The sequence below is a fragment of the Shigella sp. FC1567 genome (assembly GCF_001743015.1).
Classification (GTDB): domain Bacteria; phylum Pseudomonadota; class Gammaproteobacteria; order Enterobacterales; family Enterobacteriaceae; genus Escherichia; species Escherichia coli.
The window spans coordinates 1-370 of sequence record NZ_MIIV01000423.1 but is presented as its reverse complement, the minus strand read 5'-3'; the positions used below and the strand labels follow the sequence as shown (position 1 = coordinate 370).

1 protein-coding gene and 1 pseudogene are annotated in these 370 nt (G+C 56.2%); both read right to left on the bottom strand.

Annotation, left to right across the window (positions count from 1 at the left end):
- Positions 1-93, bottom strand: a 93-nt coding sequence (locus BHE85_RS27760) for a hypothetical protein (RefSeq protein ID WP_001599756.1), incomplete at its 3' end; no start/stop codon positions are given.
- A gap of 83 nt (positions 94-176) precedes the next feature.
- A pseudogene (locus tag BHE85_RS19175) lies at positions 177-370 on the bottom strand (transposase); the annotation flags it as partial.

Below are 370 nucleotides of genomic sequence, written 5' to 3'. Positions count from 1 at the left end.
GAGTTCGGGGTCGAGGTAATCCCCCAGAGAAGTCAGTGGGTTACGCAGAGAATCGTAACGGGATACCAGATCAAGAGCCTGTCCAATGTGCATAAAAAATCCGGAAACAAGTGAGCGTTTCCGGATTCTTACACAGCCACTGGATCGGTCAACTGATCCTTAACTGATCGGCATTACTCCGGGATGTGCTGTTTCAGCCTCGCGACCAGCTCACGCTGTGTCAGCGTTTCCGTCGCCGTTTCTCCCGTTTTGTGGTCCAGGTAACGGAAGCTCAGGCTCGCCCCTCCGTTGTAATGTGCCAGCCGGGAGGCCGCTATCGGCGGCTTCTTCAGATAACGACCCAGGTAGCGCGCCGTATTCCTCCCGCCGG